The 19,069-nt window shown below is 37.4% G+C and carries 14 protein-coding genes; 5 read left to right on the forward strand and 9 right to left on the reverse strand.

Annotated elements, in window-relative coordinates; all coding sequences use genetic code 11:
- Window positions 1–46: 46 nt before the first annotated feature.
- Both NBG71_RS09925 and ybaL read left to right on the forward strand, forming a co-directional pair.
- Entirely contained in the window at window positions 47–1,285 is a 1,239-nt protein-coding gene (locus NBG71_RS09925) for an MFS transporter (protein WP_219410013.1), read from the forward strand.
- Window positions 1,286–1,523: 238 nt separating this feature from the next.
- Entirely contained in the window at window positions 1,524–3,284 is a 1,761-nt protein-coding gene (ybaL, locus tag NBG71_RS09930; RefSeq protein WP_075673312.1) for a YbaL family putative K(+) efflux transporter, read from the forward strand.
- Window positions 3,285–3,401: 117 nt separating this feature from the next.
- On the opposite strand, the gene NBG71_RS09935 is transcribed toward ybaL, so the two are convergent.
- From NBG71_RS09935 to NBG71_RS09970, 8 genes are all read right to left on the reverse strand, one after another.
- A complete protein-coding gene (locus tag NBG71_RS09935) occupies window positions 3,402–4,712 on the reverse strand; it encodes an inosine/guanosine kinase (RefSeq protein WP_075673311.1) in 1,311 nt (436 codons plus the stop codon).
- A gap of 103 nt (window positions 4,713–4,815) precedes the next feature.
- Entirely contained in the window at window positions 4,816–5,934 is a 1,119-nt protein-coding gene (wzz(fepE), locus tag NBG71_RS09940; protein WP_075673310.1) for an LPS O-antigen length regulator Wzz(fepE), read from the reverse strand.
- Between the two features lie 163 nt (window positions 5,935–6,097).
- Window positions 6,098–7,078 (reverse strand): ferrochelatase, encoded by a 981-nt coding sequence (hemH, locus tag NBG71_RS09945; protein ID WP_196563835.1) that lies wholly within the window; start codon window positions 7,076–7,078, stop codon window positions 6,098–6,100.
- A 163-nt stretch (window positions 7,079–7,241) separates the two neighbouring features.
- Window positions 7,242–7,886, reverse strand: a complete 645-nt coding sequence (adk, locus tag NBG71_RS09950) for an adenylate kinase (RefSeq protein WP_075673308.1) — start codon at window positions 7,884–7,886, stop codon at window positions 7,242–7,244.
- Window positions 7,887–8,067: 181 nt separating this feature from the next.
- Window positions 8,068–9,951: a molecular chaperone HtpG gene (gene htpG / locus NBG71_RS09955; protein ID WP_250916824.1), complete on the reverse strand. Its 1,884-nt coding sequence runs from the start codon at window positions 9,949–9,951 to the stop codon at window positions 8,068–8,070.
- A 234-nt stretch (window positions 9,952–10,185) separates the two neighbouring features.
- On the reverse strand, window positions 10,186–11,373 hold the full coding sequence (gene purT, locus NBG71_RS09960) for a formate-dependent phosphoribosylglycinamide formyltransferase (protein WP_075673306.1): 1,188 nt from the start codon (window positions 11,371–11,373) through the stop codon (window positions 10,186–10,188).
- Window positions 11,374–11,497: 124 nt separating this feature from the next.
- The gene (gene rarD / locus NBG71_RS09965; RefSeq protein ID WP_250916825.1) at window positions 11,498–12,409 is read right to left on the reverse strand and encodes an EamA family transporter RarD; all 912 of its coding nucleotides are present in this window, start codon (window positions 12,407–12,409) and stop codon (window positions 11,498–11,500) included.
- Between the two features lie 232 nt (window positions 12,410–12,641).
- Window positions 12,642–13,589 (reverse strand): PfkB family carbohydrate kinase, encoded by a 948-nt coding sequence (locus tag NBG71_RS09970; RefSeq protein WP_075673304.1) that lies wholly within the window; start codon window positions 13,587–13,589, stop codon window positions 12,642–12,644.
- 274 nt (window positions 13,590–13,863) lie between these two features.
- Between NBG71_RS09970 and NBG71_RS09975 the strand changes: the two genes are divergently transcribed.
- Entirely contained in the window at window positions 13,864–15,330 is a 1,467-nt protein-coding gene (locus tag NBG71_RS09975; protein ID WP_099660083.1) for a glycoside hydrolase family 32 protein, read from the forward strand.
- Between the two features lie 29 nt (window positions 15,331–15,359).
- On the opposite strand, the gene NBG71_RS09980 is transcribed toward NBG71_RS09975, so the two are convergent.
- Window positions 15,360–16,355 carry a LacI family DNA-binding transcriptional regulator gene (locus NBG71_RS09980; protein WP_109419436.1) on the reverse strand — a complete coding sequence of 332 codons (996 nt, stop codon included), beginning with the start codon at window positions 16,353–16,355 and terminating at the stop codon, window positions 15,360–15,362.
- A gap of 468 nt (window positions 16,356–16,823) precedes the next feature.
- Between NBG71_RS09980 and NBG71_RS09985 the strand changes: the two genes are divergently transcribed.
- Together NBG71_RS09985 and NBG71_RS09990 are read left to right on the forward strand one after the other, a co-directional pair.
- Window positions 16,824–17,459: a response regulator transcription factor gene (locus NBG71_RS09985; protein ID WP_075673301.1), complete on the forward strand. Its 636-nt coding sequence runs from the start codon at window positions 16,824–16,826 to the stop codon at window positions 17,457–17,459.
- Window positions 17,460–18,404: 945 nt separating this feature from the next.
- The gene (locus NBG71_RS09990) at window positions 18,405–19,067 is read left to right on the forward strand and encodes a CDP-alcohol phosphatidyltransferase family protein (RefSeq protein ID WP_250916826.1); all 663 of its coding nucleotides are present in this window, start codon (window positions 18,405–18,407) and stop codon (window positions 19,065–19,067) included.
- Window positions 19,068–19,069 lie beyond the last annotated feature (2 nt).

Here is a 19,069-nt window from a genome sequence, read left to right on the forward strand (position 1 = left end):
AAAATAGAAACAATTCATTAACAAAATAATGTGACAGGGAACTAAAATGAGCAATGCCGATCCAACGCTTCCCATAGAAGAAACCGATGTTTTACAACGAAAAGCCAATAAGCGTAATACCGTTTTTAGTATTTTAACTGCTATTAGTTTTTCACATCTTCTCAATGATATGATCCAATCATTGATATTAGCTATTTACCCAATGTTGCAATCTGAGTTTTCCTTAAGCTTTGTGCAAATTGGGATGATCACCTTAACCTATCAAATTACAGCGTCTTTATTACAACCTTTTATTGGACTCTATACTGATAAATATCCTAAGCCTTACTCATTGCCTATTGGTATGGGTTTTACGCTGACAGGGCTTATTCTCCTCGCCTTTGCTGATACATTCCCAATGTTATTACTAGCTGCGGGGTTAGTAGGTACTGGCTCATCCGTTTTTCATCCTGAATCATCTCGCGTTGCAAGAATGGCATCAGGTGGAAGACACGGACTTGCACAATCACTCTTTCAAGTAGGCGGTAATTTAGGCAGCTCTTTAGGTCCTCTTTTGGCAGCTTTATTGATTGCGCCTTATGGCAAAGGAAATGTCGGTTGGTTCTCTCTTGCTGCGTTATTGGCCATAGTGGTGCTCTTACAAGTTAGTCGTTGGTATAAAATTCAACAAGAAGCACATAAAAAACAACCTAAGGCACTAAACAACAAAGCAATATTGCCACGTAAAATCCTCTTTGGTTCTTTAGCTATTTTGCTTATTCTGATTTTTTCTAAGTATTTTTATCTTGCAAGCATTAGTAGCTACTATACTTTCTATTTAATACATAAATTTGGCGTTTCAGTACAAAATGCACAAATTCACCTGTTTGTTTTCCTCTTTGCTGTTGCTGCTGGTACTATGATTGGTGGCCCCGTAGGCGATAAAATTGGCAGAAAATACGTAATTTGGGGATCTATTCTTGGTGTTGCACCTTTTACGCTGATACTCCCTTATGCCAGCCTTTATTGGACTGGCGTACTCACTGTATTCATTGGTGTGATTTTGGCTTCAGCATTTTCTGCTATCTTAGTTTATGCTCAAGAGTTAATTCCGGGTAAAACAGGCATGGTTTCAGGGCTTTTCTTCGGACTTGCTTTTGGGATGGGAGGTATTGGTGCCGCTGTCTTAGGATATATTGCAGATCAGAAGAGTATTGAATATGTTTATCATATTTGTGCTTATTTACCACTGTTAGGCATTTTCACCATTTTTCTCCCTAACATTGGGGTAGATAAAACCGAATAACTTGTAATTCTCCCTGTTATCTAAATGAACCGATAACAGGGTATTTCTTACTTTAAAAGGTAAGACTGATTAAAATAACATAAAAAAGTGCATTTGCATCAAAAAACTCAATCAACTTGCTATTTTTATAAATAATCAATAATTTTTAGCGAATTTATTGCATGAATACGTTAAACTATCAGCCTGCTATATTACTCGCCCCCCGATACATGTAGTTTTATAAAAAGAAGGAGAATTGATGCCGCATTCAACACCCCTCATTACCACCATTGTTGGTGGGTTAGCACTTGCTTACATTTTAGGCATGATTGCTCAACGGCTAAAAATCTCACCTTTAGTAGGATATCTTGCTGCGGGTGTACTCGCTGGTCCATTTACTCCCGGCTTTGTTGCCGATACCTCTCTCGCTCCTGAACTCGCTGAAATTGGCGTTATTCTGCTAATGTTTGGCGTGGGTTTACACTTTTCGTTAAAAGATCTGATGGCGGTAAAAGCCATCGCTATTCCAGGTGCTATTGCTCAAATTGCAGTCGCAACATTATTAGGACTGGGATTATCGGCATTTTTTGGCTGGGGTTTATTTAGTGGCATAGTATTCGGCTTGTGTCTATCAACAGCAAGTACCGTTGTGCTTTTACGAGCACTTGAAGAAAGAGGCTTAATTGATAGCCAACGAGGTCAAATTGCTATTGGTTGGTTGATTGTTGAAGACTTAGCCATGGTGTTAGCCCTTGTACTACTTCCCGCTGTTGCCAATATGCTGGAAAGTAGCGATCAAACCAGTATTTCTGAACTGATGATCAATTTAGGTATTACAATCGGTAAAGTTGTTGCCTTTATCTTAATCATGATGGTTGTTGGTCGTAAACTTATTCCTTGGATTTTAGCTAAAACCGCGGCAACGGGCTCTCGTGAGCTATTTACACTGAGTGTACTCGCTCTTGCTTTAGGTATCGCTTATGGCGCTGTAACCTTATTTGATGCTTCCTTCGCATTAGGCGCATTCTTTGCAGGTATGGTGCTTAATGAATCTGAGTTAAGCCACAGAGCGGCTCAAGATACTTTACCGCTGCGTGATGCTTTTGCTGTACTGTTCTTTGTTTCTGTCGGTATGCTATTTGATCCAATGGTATTAATTGAGCATCCACTAGGTATCTTAGCGACACTGGCTATCATTATTATTGGTAAATCAGCCGCGGCATTGGTCCTTGTGCGAATGTTTGGACATTCCAGACGCACTGCCTTAACCATTTCAGCCAGCCTTGCTCAAATTGGTGAATTTGCCTTTATTCTTGCTGGTCTTGGTGTGGCACTGAACGTTTTAGAACCCGATGCGCGCAACCTTGTTTTAGCCGGTGCTTTAGTCTCTATTATGCTAAACCCTGTATTGTTCTCTTTATTAGACCGTTATCTGGCAAAAACAGAGACCAAAGAAGAAGTGGAGCAACTACAACAAGAAGAGCTGGAAGAAGAGATGCCGGTACCTGTTGATATTTGTGGCCACGCCATTATCGTCGGTTATGGACGTGCAGGAAGCATGCTTTCGGAGAAATTATTAGCTCAATCTATTCCATTAGTTATTATCGAAAATAGCCGTAATAAATTCGCTGAATTAAAAGAGAAAAGCTTAAACACAGTACTGGGTAATGCATCAACTAAAGAGTCTCTTGCTTTAGCCCGAATTGATTGTGCTAAATCTTTATTACTGACGATACCTAATGGTTATGAAGCAGCCGATATCGCGGAAACAGCAAGAAGTATGAACCCTGATTTAAATATCATTGTTCGTGCTCATTTTGACGATATTATCGTGCGCGCTAACTATGATGAAGAAGCTTCTTTTATCCTTGAAAAAGGAGCAAATCACGTCATTATCGATGAAGATCAAACTGCATCTGCAATGGCAGATATGCTAATTAAAGAAGTCGAGTTTGGTTGTGCTATTGATGATACACCTGAAAATGGTCAACAAATCATTGCACCTAGTGCAGCGCAATAACCAAACACAATAACCACTTAACCCCATATAATTTAAGTCAATAAAAAACCTATCAATAAATGTTGATAGGTTTTTTTATTTCACTCGGATAAAACAAGACTTAGAAACAATATAAACTCAACGTTCCCAATAAGCTTCTTCTAAGCTGTCTTCTTTTTCAGGTAAACCGCGGGTCAAGCGTGGAGAATGCTGGCTTAGCACTTGATAACTTACTCGGTTAGCATATTTACACACTTGCGCTAATGATGAATAAGTTAAATAAGTCCGAGGATGCTTACTTGAATTTGGCACATTAATACGATGATAGCTATTCGCTGTAATATCATGTAGTAATGCTGACAATGCTGCGTCACCCGCACCATTTGTATTCATGATTTTTTCTGGGCCACCCATATAAGGCTCAATATGAGAATAGACTTTTTCTGGCTCATCACAATCTTTACGGCGCATAGCACGACTAAATTCATATCGATTAAATTCAGCAATCGCTCCCGGTAATAAAGGATGTGTGGTTTGGCGCTTAAAGCTATGCTCTGTATAACCGCCCATATAAAGCCCTGCAGGCCCAGCGGTACAAAGCACTAAATCAACCCATTCTAAAGCGACATCAGAAGCCAAAAGAGGATCAGAATGCCCCGTTAATTCAAAGGCTTCATCTTCATTCATTGCGACAACAGAAACGTGCTCTTTTAAGAAATCACGCCACCATTGTGGATCATCTGCAATAACATATTTTGTGCCAAGGGTGAGAACAACTGGAACATCATATTTTTTCGCGTATTCAATTGCTTTCATGGTTGCTAACGGCATCGGTTCACCGGGTTTACAGCGAACTAAATATGCTGTTAATACCAATGCAGAAGCTTCTGCGATCACCTCTTCCGGAATACTTTCAGGTTTAAGCTGATTCATTTGACCTGGACTAATAGCAAATGTGCGTTCGCCATTTTCCGTGATCAACGTAAAACAGCGCCCAATGGCACCATCAACACCTTGGAGGTAATTAAGATCAGTACGGCTAGATGTGTTACATAAATAACGATAAGCATAGCTACCAATCTGAATGTTATTACACATAGTACCTAATAACACAGATCGATCGTCAGCCAATACAGAGTAATTATGTAGCGTATTGCCAATGGTGCCACCAGCAAATTCGTGTGTTATCAGATTATTGTCTGTTAATTCACGATAAAGTGCCTCTGCGACATCATCTTCAATAACAAGAGAGTGTCCCTGACTCAAGTTATAACGGTTAATAAACGCTTCATCAACTTTCGCTTCAATATCAACCAATGTTTGGTCAATACCCACGATATAAGCGCGAGAGGATTCGCTCTCCGTCATATTGATGATGGGTTGTAATAGAGGATCTCGTAAACTAACGGGAAAATAGTGTTTGGATTTTCGTTTGCCAGGGAATTTCATTGTGAAAGATGCTACACAGCTAAAAAAGATGCGCAATGTTAACACAATATTATAGGAGAGACAGTAGGTGTACGTCCGTACACCTACTTATTTAAAGATATTTTTATGCAGTTTTACGACGGCTTCTTGCCATGTAGCTCAGTAAAACACCCATTACAGAAAGAATGAAACCAACAAAAGCGGCGCCAACTAAAATCAGAGCGCGTTTAGGTGCATCTTTTTTAGTCGGTTCGTAAGGTTTCAACATATATTTGAACGGTACAAATTGAAGATCATCTAATTTGACTTTCTCTAATTGCTTCATATTGTATAAACGGTTTTTCAGATCAGCACTCACCGTTGTAGGATCAGTGATAGCTTCAGTAATGGCTAATTTACTGCTTAATGCATCAGAACCCATAGCAATAGAATAATCAGGGTCATCTTTAATCTGTGCGCCTTCACTGGAAATTGGTTTTTTAACCCCAGCTGCATTTGCGATTTCTAATGCATACTTTAAGCGTTGCACATTAACGTTACGCGCATTAGCGATACGCTCTAAATCCATGTCATAGGCTTTTTGCGCGAAACTTAATTTACGCTCAATTTGATCATCAATTTCGTCTTTTACTTCTACACGTACTTTGGTAGAGATAAAGCGAATATAACCAGAAAGTAAATCGTAAGCTTCTTCAGGGGTTGGCGCTGTAAAGCTTAAATTAATTTCACCACTAAACTCGTCTTCACTCTTTTTATCATCTGAAGCTTTTAAATTAATATCTTTCGTTACGATTTCTTCAATTAATTTACGTTTATCCAGTGGTGTTGGATCTTCCATTTTAGCCAGCAAACTTTTGTAATAATCCGTACTGACCAAATACTCTTCACGTAAAACACGAGAGTTATAGTTATTGATAAATTTTTGATAAACAGATGAACCATTCACACCTGTATCAACATCCACTAAGCTAAGCTCAGTTAGAGTTGCTCTTAACTGTTTCATTTCCTCTAACATTGGCTTAGTAATTGCAGCTTGGCTTGTCCATTTCTGTGGCAAAAAGCTTGCAACAGTAAAGCCAACGATAGCAAATAATAAAGTGATACCAATAATGACAAATTTTGATTTATAAATAACAGAAAATAATTCAAAAAGATCGATTTCATCATTCTGTTTTAGATAGAAATCGTCAAAATGTCCTTTATCAATTTCTGAAGATTGTGGTTTTGAAAGCTTACTATTCATTTTCCTGCCTAAATTTATGTAATGCAGTGTCCGTTTATCAGCACTTTTAGTGATTTCCACTAAAAGACTTAAAAAATGAGAAAAGATAAGTTTATATATAACTGAAATATGTTCAAATTAATATATCATCAAATCCGATAATTTTATTTATAGAATTCAGTAATTATTTTTCGCATACCTCACGGATCATCGCTTCTAGCAAGTCAATATGCTCTGGATCATCATTTAATGCTGGAATATATTCGTACTGTTTGCCACCACCATGAATAAAGAACTCTCGGTTCTGTTCGTTAATTTCTTCTAATGTTTCCAAGCAATCAGATGAAAATCCCGGACATACAACCTGCACATGTTCAACCCCCTCACTTCCCAGCTTTTCCATCGTTTTATCCGTATAAGGCGATAACCAAGGTTCACGACCAAAGCGTGACTGGAATGTCAGCATGACTTGCTCTTTAGGATAACCTAACTGTTCTTCTAATTGCTGTTTTAGTTTTTCTGTTGTGAGGCAACACTCATCATAATAAATATCGCCTGTTTTGATAAAGCGCTCAGGAATACCATGAAAAGAGAGAATTAAACGATCGGGTTTGCCATATTGCTGAAAACTTTTCTCAATAGAGGTGACAAGCGCTTTGATATAAAGCGGATGAGTAGGATAACTGCGAATAAAATGAAGAGAGGGTATTGTACGCATACCTTTAAAAATGCGACTAACACCATCAAATACCGCAGCAGAAGTGGAGCAAGAGTATTGAGGATACAGCGGTAACAAAATAATCTTTTCAACACCTTGTTGTAATAACTTTTCAACCCCTTCATTTAACGATGGATTGCCATAACACATCCCTAACTCTATGGGGATATTAGGTAATCGCTCAGCGACAGCACGTTGTTGCGCTCTGCTATAAACTAACAGAGGTGACCCCTCATCCATCCAAATCTGTTGGTATAACTTAGCCACTTTAGGTGAGCGAAACGGCAATATCGCCCCCTGTAATATTGGTTTCCAAATCAAAGGAGAAACATCAACAACACGAGGATCGCTAAGAAATTGAGCTAAATAACGTCGAACAGCACCTGTTGTCGGCGCATCAGGTGTGCCAAGATTAACCAAAAGAACACCATACTTAGCATCATTCATACTATGACTCCTTAGAGTTATTTTATTAGGATAACCAAAGAGTAGAAGAATAAAGGAAAATAATAGATTGTGCTTGTCAATTTATTGGATTGTTCTTTTCCCCTATTTTGTTTAGATAAAAAAAATCCCGGCTCAACCGGGATTAGTCATCACAATGACGAAATTAGCCAAGGATACTTTTTAATTCAGCGTTAATTTCGCTTACTTTTTGTGTACCATCAACTTTGAAGTATTTCGCATTGCCTGCTTTAGCTTCATTTTGGTAATAAGAAACTAATGGTGCAGTTTGAGTATGGTACTCAACTAAACGTTTACGAACAGTTTCTTCTTGGTCATCTTTACGTGTTGTTAACTCTTCACCTGTCACGTCATCACGATTTTCCACTTTAGGTGGATTAAATTTCACATGATAAACACGACCTGATGGTGCGTGAACACGACGGCCAATAATACGTTCAACAATGATTTCATCAGGTACAGCGAATTCCAGTACGAAATCCACGTTGATACCCGCTTCTTTCATTGCATCAGCTTGTGGAATTGTTCTTGGGAACCCATCCAACAAGAAACCATTACGGCAATCGTCTTGTTTGATGCGCTCTTTAACTAACGCAATAACTAATTCATCAGTAACTAACTGACCATTGTCCATCAGTGCTTTTGCTTTCAGTCCTAGTTCTGTACCTGCACTTACTGCTGCACGTAACATATCACCAGTTGAAATCTGTGGGATACCATAGTTTTCTTTAATGAATTGAGCCTGAGTGCCTTTACCAGCGCCTGGAGCGCCTAGCAGAATGATACGCATCGCGTAAATCCCCTTGCATTTAATTTTTTATATTTAAACTCGAAAACGCATTACCATACCATTTTGTGAGGTCATCGCTCAAGAAATCACGGTAGCGATTGCATTTTATTTTTATCGAAAAAGAAAAAACCACGCTATCTTTTCAGATAAACGTGGTTTAAATGTTTGAAAACGAAAACAGTTACGCTTTTTGAACTAAAAGTTGATTCACTAAGCGAATAAACTGGTTTGGATCCTCTAAAGAGCCTCTTTCAGCAAATAATGCCTGATCGAGTAACAAATTTACCCAATCTGCAAATAATGCTTCATCCGTTAGCTCGGCTGTTTGCTTTACTAATGGGTGATTTGGATTCAGCTCAAAGTTATATTTCACTTCTGGCACTTCTTGTCCTGCAGCAGCAAACAATTTAGCCATTTGTGTTGTCATTTCATCAGCACTGGTTGTCACGATTGCTGGAGTATCTGTTAAACGATGCGTTAATTTCACATCTTTAACTTTATCTCCTAGCAAGGTTTTAATACGTTCGACGAACGGTGCTAATTGTTTATCTGTTTCTTCTTGCTCAGCCTGTTTCTCTTCATCAGCAAGTTTATCAAGAGATTCATCCGCTTTACTGACAGACTGGAATGATTTGCCATCAAACTCAGTCAGGTAATTCATCATCCACTCATCTATACGATCAGATAACAGCAGTACCTCGATACCTTTTTTGCGGAACAGCTCTAAATGAGGACTGTTTTTTGCTGCGGCATAGCTATCTGCGGTGATGTAGTAGATTTTTTCCTGACCATCGACCATACGACCAACATAATCTTCCAGAGAAACTGTTTGAGCATCACTATCGTTATGCGTTGATGCAAAACGTAGTAATTTAGCAATTGTTTCAATATTAGATGAGTCTTCTGCTGGGCCTTCTTTTAATACTAAGCCAAACTCTTTCCAGAATGCTTGATACTCTTCCGGCTTGTTTTCTGCCAGTTTTTGTAACATCTGTAATGCACGTTTAGTTAATGCACTGCGTAAGTTACGTGTAACAGAGCTGTCTTGTAAAATTTCACGAGAAACGTTTAGCGGTAAATCATTAGAATCCACTAATCCACGGATAAAACGCAAGTAATTAGGCATAAACTGCTCAGCTTCATCCATAATAAAGACACGCTGTACATACAGTTTTAAACCATGACGTTGTTCACGATTCCATAAATCCCAAGGCGCTTTTGAAGGCACATATAATAAGCTTGTATACTCTTGCTTACCTTCTACACGGTTATGTACCCAGCTTAATGGATCGGCAAAGTCATGAGAGATATGTTTATAAAACTCTTTATACTCTTCATCACTCACTTCAGCTTTGTTACGAGTCCAAAGGGCTTGCGCTTTATTAATTTTTTCCCATGTTACAGTGCCGTCTTCTTCATTTTTTGTTTCAATTTCAACAGGCAAAGAAATATGGTCGGAATATTTACTAATAATGCTACGTAGACGCCAATCATCTAAATACTCATCTTCACCTTCACGTAAATGAAGCGTAATCTCAGTACCGCGATCTGCTTTTTCAATATCAGCAACGGTGTAATCACCTTCGCCTTCAGACTCCCAAAAAACACCTTTATCTACACTTTCGCCAGCTGCACGAGTGCGTACTGTCACTTTATCTGCAACGATAAACGCAGAATAGAATCCGACACCAAACTGACCAATTAGTTGGCTATCTTTAGCTTGATCTTGCCCGATAGATTCTAAGAATGATTTGGTACCTGATTTTGCAATAGTACCGAGGTTATCAATGACTTCATCGCGAGTCATACCAATACCATTATCACTGATAGTCAGAGTACGAGCTTCTTTATCAGTGGAAATGCGCACATGCAACTCACCATTATTCTCATAAAGCGCTACATCTGATAATGCACGGAAACGCAATTTATCAGCCGCATCTGATGCGTTCGAAATCAATTCGCGAAGGAAAATTTCTTTATTGGAGTAAAGAGAATGGATCATTAATTGAAGAAGTTGTTTAACTTCTGACTGAAATCCTCTTGTTTCCTGACCTTTCATACTCATTTTTACCTCAATTAATCCTAATTTGGCGAAAAAAATCAATATGAGTAAAAAGTGGGGATAGTTAAGCTAGTTTCAAGGGTCGAGTAAAAAATTAAGCGAATAAAAGTGATTAAGCACCTTATATGATTAAATTTTGAGCCCAAACAACATCCTTGTGTGTTTTATTACATAATAGTATTGTTTGGGCTTATCACTCTGAAAGCTTTATTAAAGCAGGAACCTTAACGGTAATCGCTATTTTTGGGCATCATTTACAATGATAGCGTTAGCACCTGCGTTTGCTTCATCTAATGCATGTTTTATTGTATCTGCATGAGCGAGTACAACACCTAAACGGCGAGTGCCGGCAATTTCAGGTTTAGCAAAAAGGCGAATTTGGCGATCCGCCTTCAACGCTTTTTCAATACCAGAATAAACGATATTTGTACTATAAAGCTCCGGTAAAATAACAGCTGATGCACAAGGGCCTAATTGGCGAATACCACCAATGGGATAACCTAAAAAAGCACGAACATGAAGCGCGAACTCTGATAAGTCTTGAGAGATTAATGTCACGAGCCCTGTATCATGAGGACGAGGGGAAACTTCATTAAAGAATACCTCATCACCTTGAACAAATAACTCGACACCAAATAAGCCATAGCCCCCTAAGTTCTCAACCACTTTACTCGCAATATGTTCTGCTTTAGCAAGTGCGATATCACTCATCTTTTGAGGCTGCCACGAACTTCGATAATCCCCTTTTTCTTGTCGATGACCAATAGGGGCACAAAAATGGATACCGTCAACAGCATGAATAGTCAGTAAAGTGATCTCAAAATCAAACGGGATCATTTTTTCAACAATAACGCGTCCTTTTCCTGCTCTCCCCCCCATTTGCGAGTAAGTCCAAGCCTGAGCCAAATCGTTTTCATTACGAATAACACTTTGCCCTTTTCCGGATGAACTCATGACGGGTTTTACAATACAAGGGAAGCCTATTTCTAAAGCGGCTTTTTTAAAACTCACTTCATCATCAACAAATTGATAGTTTGATGTAGGTAAATGTAATGTTTCTGAGGCTAATCGACGAATGCCTTCTCTATCCATCGTCAGCTTTACCGCACGAGCGCAAGGAACAACTTTTTGCCCCGCCTGTTCTAATTCAACCAGTAACGTTGTTGCAATAGCTTCAATTTCTGGAACGATAAAATCAGGTCGCTCTTGTTCAATAACTTGCTTTAATGCATCACTATCAAGCATATTTACAACATGATGGCGATGAGCAACATGCATAGCAGGAGCATTCAGATAGCGATCAACAGCAATCACTTCAATGCCTAAGCGTTGGCATTCAATCGCGACTTCTTTGCCTAATTCACCAGCACCCAATAACATCACTTTTGTTGCATTTGCTGTAAGAGCCGTACCCAGCACTGTCATTTTTTATCCTCACCATTAATAAAAACACAATCACGCAAACGATTGCTTTTCGTATAGCATAGCGGATTTAACTTGATAGAAAAATAGCCAGACAAAAAAATAATCAAACAGGGAAATAATACAATTACACCGTTTGGCTACGTTTTCCTTTTTGGATTTTTAGATAATTCAGGCGTTTTCGGATAAGTGCTAAGATACAACATAAAAGCCCTAACCAAATTAGAGAGAAACTCACGCCTTTTACTTCATCAAAAGCTTCATGGAATAAGAAAACAGCCAGTAAAAATTGAATAGTAGGCTCAATATATTGAGCTAATCCAATTACAGTTAATGTGGTTCGTTTGACTGCAGCGGTAAAGAACAATAACGGAAGTATAGTGACTGGTGCGGTTAGAATATAATAAAAACGAGTCAGATTATCTGCAGAAGGTAGTGCGCTTTTATCTGTTATAAACAACCAAATAGTAGCGCCTATTGCTAATGGCATTAACCAAAGTGTTTCCATAAATAAAGAGGTGATCACATCAAAACGAATAAACTTACGGATTAAGCCATATACAGCAAATGCGCCCCCCATCATGATAGCCAATACAGGTAATTCACCGTACATCCACAATTGATAGCCTACACCCGCACAAATTAAGGTAACAGCCCATTTTTCTGCTGAATTAAGCTTTTCTTTAAGAAATATCACACCTAATAAAATAGAGAAAAGCGGATTAATAAAATACCCCAAGCTAGCTTCTAATACTTGTTGATGTGTTAACGCATAAGTAAACGTACACCAAGAAACAGCCATAGCCATTGAGCTAAATAGACACATAAAAACAGAGCGCTTATCTTGTAAAACCGCGCGCCATCGTGTTCTATTTTTAATAAAGAGTCGTACGAGTAATAAAAGAGGGATAGACCAGATCAAACGCTGAGCCAACATCTCTAATGGTTGTGCTCCGGGTAACAGCCAATAAAACAGAGGGGTTATTCCCCAAAGAATATAAGAAAAAATGGCTAATACCGCGCCCGATTGAGCCCACATTTAATGTTCCATCAATAAAAGTCAATAAGATTTAATATCATACGCTTAAAACAGACAGAACAATATGATCAGCATCGCTGATTGATCAAACATCAATACAACCAAATAGACGGGATAAAAAAATCTCCATAAATAACCACTCCGAGAAAAGTAGTTATAAATGGAGAATAGGAAAATACCATTAAGGGAAAACCGTGGTAAAAACCACAACCAGAAAAAAATGGGTAAATTGTTAGAAAATCTCCCTAACATGTAAAGGTGGCTGTTGCTGAACAAAATCATGTAATTTTTTACGACTTGGTGCCGCAGCTATCGCCCCTTTTTGAGTGGTGGCTAAAGCACCACAAGCAGCTGCTTGTGTTACTATTTTTGATAGATATTGCTCATCTTCAGCAAAACCATATTCAGCAAGCGCGGCTAACAAACCGGACATAAAGGCATCACCGGCACCTGTTGTATCAATGCATTCAACAGTAAAGGCACTAAATGCAACTTGAGTATTTGGTGTTAAAACTAAACAGCCTTTAGAGCCTTGAGTGATCACTTTTAAACGAGCGGGATAACTTTCTAATTTTTTAAGTGCATTATTCAATGTCACTTCTTGTGTCATCCACGTGAGCTCATCTTCTGATAATTTTAATATGTCTGCTTTATGCGCATAATTATCGATAATTTCACGCATTTCTTCATGATCACGCCACATTTGAGGTCGTAAATTAATATCAAAACTCAATAGTGAATCACTTTCTTTAATGCTTTTGATTGCACAATCTAAAGTCGAGCGACAAATAGGATTCACCAATGCTAAGGAGCAAAAATGCAAAATATCTTTTTCGAATGCAGGTAAAGATTTTTCTGTTAAAAATTGATCAGCAGACTCTGCAACTAAGAAAGTAAAATCACGCTCACCATTTTCTTGTAAAGAGACAAGTACAGTACTGGTACGGTGAAACTCATCAAATTCCATTGCACGAGTATCGACACCCAGATCAAACAGTGTTTTTTGCATAAAATGGCCGAACGCATCTTCACCTACACGTCCAATAAAACCACTTTGTTGACCAAGCTTGGCAACGCCTGCAGCAACATTGACTGGCGCACCACCAGCACATGCTTCATATTGCATGTTTTGCAATGGGATCAAGTCAACAACAGCGTCACCTAAAGACCAGACTTTCATAATCTCTCCTGAAGATAAGCAATTATTTTTCTTAACTATATTCTGTTTTTATGGCTATTCATAACGAATAAATCAAGATATTGCTCGTAAATCCACACTGATAACGTTAACATAATAAGATAATATGATAAAGTCAATCTCATACATCGTATTTTTTTTTACTCAACATGTTATCGTTAACAATAAGAGTAATAGTGTGATTACATCTGTTCTTTACCCTTTCTATGCTCTTAAAAACACACTAATAACTCTGATATATAATAAGGATAATGATATGAAACACCGCTTAGAACAATCAACAAAAGCCTTAAGTACTTTGATTGAAAAACGAGGCAATAAATTTTATCCCCAGTTTCATTTGGCCGCACCTGCGGGTTGGTTAAATGATCCTAATGGTCTTATTTATCATGATGGTTTATATCATGCCTTTTATCAGCATCACCCTTATTCTCAAGATTGGGGGCCAATGCATTGGGGACATGCCACAAGTACAGATATGATCCACTGGCAACATCAACCTATTGCGTTAGCACCAGGGGATGACTACGACAAAAGTGGTTGTTTCTCAGGATCAGCAATTAGTCATGAAGGCAAGCTCTATCTTTTCTATACAGGACACAACTGGTTAGCAGACGAAGGTGATGATAGCCAAATCTATGAAGCGCAATGTGTTGCTATCAGTGAAGATGGCATTCATTTTGAGAAAAAAGGGATCGTCTTAGAACCCCCTAAAGGTTATATGCATTTTCGTGATCCTAAAGTTTGGTATCAAGAAGGCAAATGGTGGATGGTTGTTGGTGCTCGTGATGAAAAAGATCAAGGACAAGTTCTGCTCTTCTCTAGCGACACCTTATTTGTGGAAGGCCAGCAGTGGAACAACGATTACACTGTTTTAGGGAAAACGGATGATAAAAATGTCTATATGTGGGAGTGCCCTGATTTCTTCCCTATTAGCCAAGAAAACGAATTTGCAATCGTCTTCTCACCACAAGGAAAACGAGCCGAAGGATATCAATATCGCAATCTCTTTCAATCAGGTGCATTAATCGGTAAATGGGCACCAAATCAGCCCTTTAAACTACAAGGACACTTTATTGAACTTGATAATGGCCATGACTATTATGCGCCACAATCATTTACAACACCGGATGGTCGTCGCGTTTCTATGGGATGGATGGATATGTGGAATTCGCCCATGCCTTCAAAATCCGAATTTTGGTCTGGTTGTTTTACACTCCCTCGTGAAATCACTTTTGATAAATCCAAAAATCGCTTACGCATGATCCCCGTTAAAGAAGTCGAATCATTACGCCAAGAAAAACAGACTATCCAACCATTAACACTCAGTAATCAATCCATAGAACTAATCAATAATACTTCAGCTATCGAACTCAACTTAACGTTATCTTTAGACAGCCTCGCTGAAAAATTTGGCCTATGGCTAGGCGAAGGGCTTGAGCTCTTTGTTGATAATCAATCACACCGTTTAGTTCTTAATCGTCATTATCCTCAGCACAATATAAGTGGCGCTCGAAGTATTCCATTACCTGAAGGTTGTGAATTGAATTTACGTATTTTTATTGATCGCTCATCAATTGAAATCTTTGTAAACAAAGGCGAATTCACCTTTAGCAGCCGATATTATGATCAACAAGATATTCAAACTTTACGTCTTTTCGCCATTAATGGTGATGCAACACTGATTAATGGTGAATATTGGCAGTTAAATAGTATTTACTGATATTGATAAGATAAGTAAGACGTGAGTCTTTAAATAGACTCACGTTCAACTAATTGGCAAGGTACGTGTACCGTATCTCTATGGTTCCGTTCTTGAATGATATGCAACGTTGCTTCTTTACCTAATTCATAATGAGGCAATTGTACCGTTGTTAATGGTGGATAAAACAACTCTCCTGTACCAATCATATTGTCGTATCCCAAAACAGCCACTTGCTCTGGAATGCGTAACCCCATAGAAAGTAAAACTTGATACGCTAGAAATGCAATACGGTCATTACCACAAATGAGAATATCGAAATCTGCTTTTTGCTGAATACAATGCTTTTTCAATATTTCAATCACATCACGGTAATGTTCATCTCCAAACATCATCGTATATTGTTGTAGATCCGACAATGGTAACCCCGCCTCTTGCCAAGCATCCTCAACAGCTTTACGACGAATAGGGCCTGCTACAGACTCTTCAGGTATATAGAAGCACAAAGGGCGACGATACCCCTTTTCGATGACTTTTTTCATCGCAAAATACTGCCCATGATAATCATCGGGAATATAAGTTGGAAAAGTGTGCGTTTTATCCAAGCAGTTTGCTAACACTAAATTCTTATCAAGCAACTTTTCATGCACGGTGATTTCACGCAACCCCATCGTGGTATAAATAATACCATCTGGACGTTGAGCCAAAAGTTGCCAAATGGCATTTTCATAACAATCTTGTGCAGTCAAATTGACAACAAATGAACTCCAGCCAAATTCTCTTGCAGTTTGTTCTATGGATAAAATCATTTCCACAGAAAATGGTGTCGTTGCGGTATCAATTGCCAGAACACCAATTGATGATACTTTTGTTCCTTGACCACGAATTTTTCGTGCAGAATAATCTGGAACATAGTTAAGTTGATCAATCGCATTTTGGACTTGTTTCAGTGTTTCTGGTTTTAATAACTCAGGGTTATTAATCGCTCTTGAGACTGTCATCAAAGAAACGGATGCAAGTCGAGCTACATCTTTCAGTGACGCCATAGCATTGGCTCGATTGGTTTATTAAAAAGGAACGATAGAAATAAAGTGCTATTTTACAAGAAGTAAAGTCAAAAAGCCACAAAGGGAATTGTATTGTAACTAAATGCAACTATTAATTGCCTCATAGAAAGAGGCCTAAATATATTATTTTTTTACTTATTAAATGGGTTTAATATAGTTAAAATCACTTACGAGAAAAAACTTAGTTACAATTAATAATAGTTATCTCCTTCCTTCAATATAGAAATAAATTATTCTTATCTATAAAATACAAATATTGAAACAAAACAAAGTTCTGATATTTTATCTATAATATAATACAGAAGTATTAATCATTTTTAATTTGATATATTCTGAATATGGCTCCGTTACGTGAATGTCACCCTACACAAAAAAACTTATAAATTAGTCAAATTTCGTTACTCATTCACTTTTAGTGAAAGAGCAGAGTAAAACCAGGAGCAACATATGGAATCAATAATCCACTTAATCACTTTTGAAGATGACAGTACAAAAGTTCAGCTTAAAGCCGTTCTTTCTTCTTTAGCGGCTAACGTGAAAACCTATTCAAATGAACAGGCTTTCTTGAAATACTATTTTTCATCAACAAAAGGGGCTCATAAAGAGTGCATCATAATTAATACAAAAAACAGTGCGGCGCCATCAATTGCACTGATTAAAGAACTCAATAAATTGAGAAACATCATCCCTGTTATTATTATTTCAGGGGATAGTTCCATTGAGAGTTGTCGTAGTGCATTTAAATCAGGGGCTTTTGAATATTTAACTCGCCCTCTAAATGTGAATGAACTTCTTAATATTGTCTCGGAATCTTTCCTACATTATGAAAGTGAAGTTGAGCAATTCCGAACATATATATCTCTAAAAGATAAATTTGGTAAGTTATCTAATAGAGAAAAAGAGGTTATGGAGATGATCCTTGAGGGAAATACGAGCAAAGAAGCGGCAGAAAAACTTTCTCTATCGCCTCGTACTGTAGAAGTACATCGTTCAAATATGTATACAAAATTGAAAATAAGATCACTACCACAATTAGTTCAAGAATATGATTTCTTTAAGAAATATGATTTAAGAGCAAATTAATTCACAACGTGATTTCTATTTATCAATGGGTTGTATTATCTAGCGATATAACAATATGACCTGTTTAATTTTCATTATATTTTATTAGTGAGAGAAAACTATACTTCTAAAAATATTCTATTTTGGATGAATTACACCTAATATGGGAATAATTAATACGTTAAACACCATTCTACTATAGGAAGGGTGGCAACTTATTTTGATGCCTCCCTTTCATTAGTGTTCGTCTAATTTCAATTTAAGACACTTGTATATATTATTTTCATAATCGCTATTATTAATAACTATTATGATTGTTTTTTATTAATAATAGCAATATAAGAATAGATGAAGCTCTTCATTTGATATAAATCATTTTTTACTTATTATAAATATGAATATTCTCATTTTTAATTCCCCATTTCCTTTATTCTTATTTCACGAAGAAAATTATTAATGATTAAAAAATAATACAAAAGAAATTCTTGTCTCTTTTTTTTATGCCTATTTAAAGACTGTTTATGCGTTTTGATTTTTGATTTAAACAAAAAATTCCTTATAAGAATATTCTAATCGAAGTGTTTTAATTGCGATTATTTAAACAGTAAAATAAGAAATAACAATAAGTATTTCCCTTTACACTCCCTTTTACTTAAGAAATTTACTCTCTTCATAGTTTAATTAATGTAATACATCATTTATCATCTCTACTCAATATCACTCAAATAAAGATCATCATTAAATGACACAAACATGTAAGTATAATACACTAGCCATAAATAGGTATTAACACCTAGAAAAATAAATAATTATTAATATTTGATTTATAGTCTTAATATGAGCATAACAAAAAGGCATCAATCGTTATAAAAAAAACATAAGATAAATTTATACGTTTATTCTTATTCTCACTTTGTACAAATGCCCTTATGCTATCCCCTTCTAACTAGCCTTTTACAAAGAAAAATGAACTCTCAAGATAAAAACCGTCGTCCTATAAAAGCAAGACAAACAAACTGGGCCACAAAGTGCAGTCGCTATTTACAACAAAAAGGGGCAACCCCTAATGCTATTTCTGTGTTTAGCGTCGTATTTGCATTACTTGCAGGCTTATCACTCTTTTGTGCTCTCTTTTACACATCTGGATTATTACGCTCAATTTTATTGATCCTTGGAGCTATCATGATCCAAGGTCGCCTAATTTGTAATTTATTAGATGGTATGGTTGCCGTCGAAGGAGGCATGGAAAGCCCTGTAGGTGCTGTCTATAATGAATTACCTGACAGAATTGCCGATACTCTAATTATTTTGGGTGTCGGTTATGGACTCTCTTCTGACTTTTCTATCGCCATTACATTAAGTTGGGTGGGCGCTTTTTTTGCGGTAATGACCGCTTATGTTCGTGTCTTAGGCGGTGCTTGTGGATTAGATCAACAATTTACAGGCCCAATGGCAAAACAACACCGAATGGCATTATTAACCTCTGTTGCCGTTATTGCTACATTTATTCCTAGTCTTTGGGGAATATGGCTCTTTTTTATTTCATTATGGATTATTATTTTAGGCTCAATACTGACCACAATTTTCAGAACCCGTCGAATTTTACGGGATTTAGCACAAGGTGTCTGATT

Origin of the sequence: Proteus sp. FZP2095, from assembly GCF_023701425.1 — a bacterium.
Taxonomy (GTDB): domain Bacteria; phylum Pseudomonadota; class Gammaproteobacteria; order Enterobacterales; family Enterobacteriaceae; genus Proteus; species Proteus cibarius.